The organism is Serratia sp. CY84636 (assembly GCF_052166245.1).
GTDB lineage: Bacteria > Pseudomonadota > Gammaproteobacteria > Enterobacterales > Enterobacteriaceae > Serratia > Serratia nevei.
The window spans coordinates 253,327-261,156 of sequence record NZ_JBJNOX010000007.1 but is presented as its reverse complement, the minus strand read 5'-3'; the positions used below and the strand labels follow the sequence as shown (position 1 = coordinate 261,156).

Below are 7,830 nucleotides of genomic sequence, written 5' to 3'. Positions count from 1 at the left end.
CGCGTTATCGAGCTCACCAGAAAAGCGATGTAATGTTTGGGTGCCTGGCACCCAACTTTAAGAAAGCGGCCTATAGGGTCGCTTTTTTTTTACTTTAAAATAAGCATTGCAGCCCGGCGGACAGTGTGGTGTATAACCCCTGATATCGGGAAATAAACGTCGCCGATCGCCGACAGTTTTTTCGTCCCGACGCCGAATTGGCCGCGATAGCGGCACGCCAAGGCCCACGCGGTCTGCACCGGGTTCGTGCAGAGAAATATGTAGTAATATCGTCGCTAAACGGTTTTACTTTCGTCTATCAAAATGGAGTTATCAGGTTGCTTATGTCGAACAGCGCAATGAGCGTGGTTATCCTCGCCGCGGGCAAGGGAACACGCATGTATTCCGATCTTCCCAAGGTCTTACATCCGTTGGCCGGCAAGCCGATGGTGCAACACGTCATTGATGCCGCGATGAAACTGGGCGCGCAACATGTCCACCTGGTATACGGCCACGGCGGCGATCTGTTGAAGAGTACGTTGACTGACGGCGCGCTGAACTGGGTGCTGCAGGCCGAGCAACTGGGTACCGGCCATGCGATGCAGCAGGCCGCGCCGCACTTTGCCGACGATGAAGACGTGCTGATGCTGTACGGTGACGTGCCGTTGATCTCCGTAGATACGCTGCAACGCCTGCTGGCGGCCAAGCCGCAGGGCGGTATCGGGCTGCTGACGGTCAAGCTGGACGATCCGAGCGGTTACGGCCGCATCGTGCGCGAGCAGGGCAACGTGGTGGGCATCGTCGAACACAAGGATGCCAGCGAGGCGCAGCGCCAGATTAACGAGATCAATACCGGCATCCTGGTGGCGAACGGGCGCGATCTGAAGCGCTGGCTGGGGATGTTGAATAACGACAACGCACAGGGTGAGTTCTACATCACCGATATCATTGCGTTGGCCCATGCCGACGGCAAGAAAATCGAAACCGTGCACCCGTTGCGCCTGAGTGAAGTGGAAGGCGTGAACAACCGCCTGCAGCTGGCGACCCTGGAGCGCGTCTTCCAGTCGGAACAGTCTGAAAAGCTGCTGTTAGCCGGCGTGATGTTGCTGGATCCGGCGCGTTTCGATCTGCGCGGGGAACTTGTTCACGGCCGCGACATCACTATTGATGCGAATGTGATTATCGAAGGTCACGTCAAGCTGGGCGACCGGGTGAAAATCGGCGCCGGCTGCGTGCTGAAAAACTGCGTGATTGGCGATGACTGCGAGATCAGCCCTTACAGCGTGCTGGAGGACAGCGTGCTGGAAGCCGACTGCACCGTGGGGCCGTTCGCCCGCCTGCGCCCAGGCGCGGAGCTGGCGGCAGGGGCTCACGTCGGCAACTTTGTGGAAATGAAAAAGGCGCGTCTGGGTAAAGGCTCCAAGGCCGGCCACCTCAGCTACCTGGGCGATGCCGAAATCGGCGATGACGTGAATATCGGCGCCGGCACCATCACCTGCAACTACGATGGTGCCAACAAGCACAAGACGGTGATCGGCGACGGCGTGTTCGTCGGTTCCGATACTCAGCTGGTGGCGCCGGTGTCGGTCGGCAAAGGCTCCACCATCGCCGCCGGCACCACGGTGACGCGCGATATCGCCGAGAACGAACTGGTGCTGAGCCGCGTCAAGCAGGTGCACATTCAGGGCTGGCAACGTCCGGTGAAGAAGAAGTCATAGTGTGTTTTGCGTTGGGCTCCGTTCACGAGCCCAATACAAAACATAATAACCCCCACCATCTACAGGCTCGGGGGACGCACGGTAAAAACCGGCAAAAATCAGGTCAAGGCATCGAAAGCGCCCATGAAGGGCGTTCATTAGGAATATAACTGATGTGTGGAATTGTAGGCGCAGTAGCGCAACGTGATATCGCAGAAATCCTGTTGGAAGGTTTACGCCGTCTCGAGTACCGCGGTTATGACTCCGCCGGTCTGGCAGTGGTCGACGAAAAAGGCAACGTCAGCCGCCTGCGCCGCGTAGGCAAGGTGCAAAAACTGGCCGAAGCGGCGGAGCAGACCGATCTGCACGGCGGTACCGGCATCGCTCACACCCGTTGGGCAACGCACGGTGAACCGACCGAGGCGAACGCGCACCCGCATGTTTCCGACTACATTACCGTGGTGCATAACGGCATCATCGAAAACCACGAACCGCTGCGCGAACTGCTGATCGAACGCGGTTATCGCTTCAGCTCCGAAACCGACACCGAAGTGATTGCGCACCTGGTGCACTGGGAACAACTGCAGGGCGGTACGCTGCTGGAAGTGGTTCAGCGCGTGATCCCACAGCTGCGCGGCGCCTACGGCACCGTGGTGATGGACAGCCGCGATCCGAGCGTATTGGTCGCGGCGCGCTCCGGCAGCCCGCTGGTTATCGGCCGCGGCGTCGGGGAAAACTTCATCGCTTCCGACCAGCTGGCGCTGCTGCCGGTCACCCGCCGCTTCATCTTCCTGGAAGAAGGCGACGTGGTGGAAGTGACGCGCCGCACCGTCAACATCTTCGACAAGCAGGGCAACGCCATCGAGCGCCCTGAGATCGAATCCCAGGTGCAGTATGACGCCGGCGACAAGGGCGCTTACCGTCACTACATGCAAAAAGAGATCTACGAACAGCCGCTGGCGCTGAAAAACACCCTGGAAGGGCGTTTCAGCCATGGCCAAATCAACCTGAGCGAGCTGGGCCCGCGCGCCGATGAGCTGTTGGCCAAGGTGCAGCACGTGCAGATCATCGCCTGTGGCACTTCTTACCACTCCGGGATGGTGGCGCGTTACTGGTTCGAAGCGCTGGCCGGCGTGCCGTGCGACGTCGAGATCGCCTCCGAGTTCCGTTACCGCAAATCGGCGGTGCGCCCGGGCAGCCTGATCATCACCCTGTCGCAGTCCGGCGAAACCGCCGACACCCTGGCGGCGCTGCGCCTGTCCAAAGAGCTGGGTTATCTCGGTTCGCTGGCCGTTTGTAACGTTGCAGGCTCTTCGCTGGTGCGCGAATCCGATCTGGCATTGATGACCAAGGCCGGCACGGAAATCGGCGTAGCCTCGACCAAAGCCTTCACCACGCAGCTCACCGTGCTGTTGATGCTGGTGGCGCGCCTGGGCCGCTTGAAAGGCATGGCGGAAAGCGTGGAGCAGGAGATCGTGCACGGCCTGCAGGCGCTGCCGGCGCGCATCGAGCAGATGCTGTCGATGGATAAAGAGATCGAAGCGCTGGCGGAAGGCTTCTCCGACAAGCACCATGCGTTGTTCCTCGGCCGCGGCGATCAGTATCCGATCGCCATGGAAGGGGCGCTGAAGCTGAAAGAGATCTCCTATATTCATGCCGAAGCTTATGCGGCAGGCGAGCTGAAACACGGCCCGCTGGCGCTGATCGACGCCGATATGCCGGTGATTGTGGTGGCACCGAACAACGAACTGCTGGAAAAGCTGAAGTCCAACATTGAAGAAGTGCGCGCGCGCGGCGGCCAGCTGTACGTGTTCGCCGATCAGGACGCCGGCTTCGTCAGCAGCGAAGGCATGACCATCATTCCTCTGCCGCACGTCGAGGAAATCGTGGCGCCGATCTTCTACACCGTGCCGTTGCAGCTGCTGTCTTACCACGTGGCGCTGATCAAAGGCACCGACGTTGACCAGCCGCGCAACCTGGCGAAGTCTGTCACCGTAGAGTAATCTGCCGCAGGTAAACTGCAAAAGCCGGCCTTAGTGCCGGCTTTTTTCATGAGTAACGCGAAAGATGACAGCGGCGCCGATTCAGGGATAAACGTTGTCATATTCAAGCGGATAGGGCGTGGCCAAACGGTTTTTTTATTGCTTGGCTATTGCGCTGTTTTTGATTTAACAAGTTGATTTTTATATAAATCACCACCCCTCAAATGCACTGTAATATAACTGTCATATTGCGTACATTTTTCTGTCACCAAACTGTCCTATTTTCCCTCCTGCAGCAATACTTACTCTGATTAAAACGACTCGAAGTCGATTTTAAATATCCCATTAGGAGGGATTATGAAACTGATGCGTACCACCGTCGCCAGTATTGTGGCAGCGACCTTCTCCCTGACCGCCGTGTCCGCGTTCGCTGCTGCCAGCCTGACCGGTGCAGGTGCGACATTCCCCGCTCCGGTTTACGCCAAGTGGGCAGATTCTTATCAGAAAGAAACCGGCAACAAAGTTAACTATCAGGGCATCGGCTCCTCTGGCGGCGTGAAGCAAATCGTGGCCAACACCGTTGACTTTGGCGCCTCCGACGCCCCGCTGTCTGACGACAAGCTGGCGGTCGACGGCCTGTTCCAGTTCCCGACCGTGATTGGCGGCGTGGTGCTGGCCGTGAATATCCCGGGCATTAAATCCGGCGAACTGACTCTGGACGGTAAAACCCTGGGCGATATCTACCTGGGCAACGTCAAAAAATGGAACGACCCGGCTATCACCAAGCTGAACCCAGGCGTGAAACTGCCTGACCAGAACATCGCCGTGGTGCGCCGCGCCGATGGTTCCGGCACCTCGTTCGTGTTCACCAGCTACCTGTCCAAGGCCAACGCGCAGTGGAAAGAAAAGATTGGCGCCGGTTCTACCGTTAACTGGCCGACCGGTCTGGGCGGCAAAGGCAACGACGGCATCGCCGCCTTCGTTCAGCGTCTGCCAGGCTCTATCGGCTACGTAGAATACGCTTACGCCAAGCAGAACAACCTGGCTTACACCAAGCTGGTTTCCGCCGACGGCAAACCGGTCAGCCCGACTGAAGAGAGCTTCAGCAACGCGGCCAAAGGCGTGGATTGGAGCAAGACCTTCGCTCAGGATCTGACAGACCAGAAAGGCGACAACGTGTGGCCAATCACCTCCACCACCTTCATCCTGGTGCACAAAGAGCAGAAAAACCCTGCTCAGGGCGCCGAAGTGTTGAAGTTCTTCGACTGGGCTTACAAAACCGGCGGCAAACAGGCTAACGAGCTGGATTACGCCACCCTGCCGAAAGAAGTGGTTGAGCAGGTGCGCGCGGCCTGGAAAACCAACGTAAAAGACAGTTCAGGTAAAGCGCTGTACTAACAACGCAGGGGCGCGGGCTCGCCGCGCCCCACACAGTTCTTCAGGCTCCGATCCCGGTTGGGGCTGCCAGGGTTCAAACAGAGAGTAATCTATGGCTGAGTACAAGCCGACCATCAAAGCACCGGGCAAAAACGGTGACATCATTTTCAGCGCGCTGGTGAGACTGGCTGCGCTGATTACCCTATTGTTGCTGGGCGGCATTATCGTTTCGCTGATCTTCGCCTCCTGGCCAAGCATGCAGAAATTCGGCTTCGCTTTCCTGTGGACCAAAGAGTGGGACGCGCCGGCGGAGCAGTTCGGCGCGCTGGTGCCGATCTACGGTACCGTGGTCACCTCGCTTATCGCGCTGATCATAGCCGTGCCGGTGAGCTTCGGCATCGCGTTGTTCCTGACCGAACTGGCGCCGAACTGGTTGAAGCGGCCGCTGGGCATCGCCATTGAGCTGCTGGCGGCCATCCCGAGCATCGTCTACGGCATGTGGGGCCTGTTCGTGTTCGCCCCGCTGTTCGCCGAATACTTCCAGACGCCGGTGGGCGAAGTGCTGTCGGGCATTCCGATCGTCGGCGAGCTGTTCTCCGGCCCGGCCTTCGGCATCGGCATTCTGGCCGCCGGGGTGATCCTGGCGATCATGATCATTCCTTACATCGCCGCGGTCATGCGCGACGTGTTCGAACAGACGCCGGTGATGATGAAAGAGTCGGCCTACGGCATCGGTTGCACCACCTGGGAAGTCATCTGGCGCATCGTGCTGCCGTTCACCAAAAACGGCGTCATCGGCGGCGTGATGTTGGGCCTGGGCCGCGCGCTGGGGGAAACCATGGCGGTGACCTTTATCATCGGTAACACCTACCAGCTCGACAGCGCTTCGCTGTACATGCCGGGCAACAGTATCACCTCGGCGCTGGCCAACGAATTCGCCGAAGCCGAGTCCGGCGTGCACACCGCCGCGTTGATGGAGCTGGGTCTGATTCTGTTTGTTATCACCTTTATCGTGCTGGCGCTGTCGAAACTGATGATCATGCGTCTGGCCAAGAATGAGGGGCGTTAACATGGCGACGATGGATATGCAAAACGCAGTCGTTCTGGCGGAAAGCCGCCGCAAAATGCAGGCCTGGCGCCGGCAGAAAAACCGCCTCGCGCTGTTCCTGTCGATGGCGACCATGGCGTTCGGGCTGTTCTGGTTGATCTGGATCCTGATCGCCACCGTCACCAAAGGCTTCGACGGTATGTCGCTGGCGCTGTTCACCGAAATGACCCCGCCGCCGAATACCGCGGGCGGCGGCTTGGCCAACGCCATCGCCGGCAGCGGCCTGTTGATCCTGTGGGCGACCCTCTTCGGTACGCCGCTGGGCATCATGGCCGGCATCTACCTGGCGGAATACGGCCGTAAATCCTGGCTGGCGGAAGTGATCCGCTTTATCAACGATATCCTGCTGTCCGCACCGTCGATCGTGGTGGGCCTGTTCGTTTACACCATCGTGGTGGCGAAGATGGAACACTTCTCCGGCTGGGCCGGCATCGTGGCGCTGGCGCTGCTGCAGGTGCCGATCGTCATTCGCACCACCGAAAACATGCTGAAGCTGGTACCGGATACGCTGCGCGAGGCCGCGTATGCCCTGGGTACACCGAAATGGCGCATGATTTCTGCCATCACGCTGAAGGCGTCGGTGTCCGGCATCATCACCGGCGTGCTGCTGGCGATTGCGCGCATCGCGGGGGAAACCGCACCGCTGCTGTTCACCTCGCTGTCGAACCAGTTCTGGAGCACCGACCTGATGCAGCCGATCGCCAACCTGCCGGTGACCATCTTCAAATTCGCCATGAGCCCGTTCGCCGAATGGCAACAGCTGGCCTGGGCCGGGGTGCTGTTGATCACCCTGTGCGTACTGTTACTGAATATCCTGGCGCGCGTGATTTTCGCCAAGAAAAAGCATTCATAAAATTTTGAGCGCCGCTTTGGCGGCGCTGATGAAAAGAGAGAAGTCTTGATGAGTATGGTTACTGACGCTTCCAGCAGCAAAATTCAGGTACGCGATCTGAACTTCTACTACGGCAAATTCCATGCGCTGAAGAACATCACGCTGGATATCGCCAAGAACAAGGTCACCGCGTTTATCGGCCCGTCCGGCTGCGGCAAATCCACCCTGCTGCGCACCTTCAACAAGATGTATCAGCTGTACCCGGAACAGCGTGCGGAAGGCGGCATCCTGCTGGACGGCCAGAACATCCTCACCGACAACTCGGATATCGCGCTGCTGCGCGCCAAGGTCGGCATGGTGTTCCAGAAGCCGACGCCGTTCCCGATGTCGATTTACGACAACATCGCCTTCGGCGTTCGCCTGTTTGAAAAGCTGTCGCGCGCCGATATGGACGAGCGCGTGCAGTGGGCGCTGACCAAGGCGGCGCTGTGGAACGAAACCAAGGACAAGCTGCACCAGAGCGGCTACAGCCTCTCCGGTGGCCAGCAGCAGCGTCTGTGCATCGCCCGCGGCATCGCCATTCGTCCGGAAGTGCTGTTGCTGGATGAGCCTTGCTCGGCGCTGGATCCGATCTCCACCGGCAAGATTGAAGAGCTGATCAGCGAGCTGAAGGCCGACTACACCGTGGTGATCGTGACGCACAACATGCAGCAGGCGGCGCGTTGCTCCGACTCTACCGCATTTATGTATCTGGGCGAGCTGATCGAGTTCAGTGATACTGATAACCTGTTCACTGCGCCGCAGAAAAAGCAGACTGAAGACTACATCACTGGCCGTTATGGTTGATAGGAAGCA

The 7,830-nt window shown here is 58.9% G+C and carries 6 protein-coding genes; all 6 read left to right on the top strand.

The features are described 5' to 3' along the window. Positions 1-323: 323 nt before the first annotated feature. The 6 genes from glmU to pstB all read left to right on the top strand — a co-directional run bounded on the left by glmU (position 324) and on the right by pstB (position 7,821). Complete coding sequence (gene glmU / locus ACJ8QI_RS20145; RefSeq protein ID WP_060441268.1) at positions 324-1,697, top strand: bifunctional UDP-N-acetylglucosamine diphosphorylase/glucosamine-1-phosphate N-acetyltransferase GlmU; 1,374 nt, start codon at positions 324-326, stop codon at positions 1,695-1,697. Positions 1,698-1,849: 152 nt separating this feature from the next. Then, positions 1,850-3,679 (top strand): glutamine--fructose-6-phosphate transaminase (isomerizing), encoded by a 1,830-nt coding sequence (glmS, locus tag ACJ8QI_RS20140; RefSeq protein WP_049200563.1) that lies wholly within the window; start codon positions 1,850-1,852, stop codon positions 3,677-3,679. A 336-nt stretch (positions 3,680-4,015) separates the two neighbouring features. After that, positions 4,016-5,056 carry a phosphate ABC transporter substrate-binding protein PstS gene (gene pstS, locus ACJ8QI_RS20135; RefSeq protein WP_442532982.1) on the top strand — a complete coding sequence of 347 codons (1,041 nt, stop codon included), beginning with the start codon at positions 4,016-4,018 and terminating at the stop codon, positions 5,054-5,056. A 91-nt stretch (positions 5,057-5,147) separates the two neighbouring features. After that, positions 5,148-6,104, top strand: a complete 957-nt coding sequence (pstC, locus tag ACJ8QI_RS20130) for a phosphate ABC transporter permease PstC (protein ID WP_004933822.1) — start codon at positions 5,148-5,150, stop codon at positions 6,102-6,104. A gap of 1 nt (position 6,105) precedes the next feature. After that, positions 6,106-6,996 carry a phosphate ABC transporter permease PstA gene (gene pstA, locus ACJ8QI_RS20125; protein WP_004933824.1) on the top strand — a complete coding sequence of 297 codons (891 nt, stop codon included), beginning with the start codon at positions 6,106-6,108 and terminating at the stop codon, positions 6,994-6,996. 54 nt (positions 6,997-7,050) lie between these two features. After that, positions 7,051-7,821 carry a phosphate ABC transporter ATP-binding protein PstB gene (gene pstB, locus ACJ8QI_RS20120; protein WP_016929614.1) on the top strand — a complete coding sequence of 257 codons (771 nt, stop codon included), beginning with the start codon at positions 7,051-7,053 and terminating at the stop codon, positions 7,819-7,821. Positions 7,822-7,830: the final 9 nt, after the last annotated feature.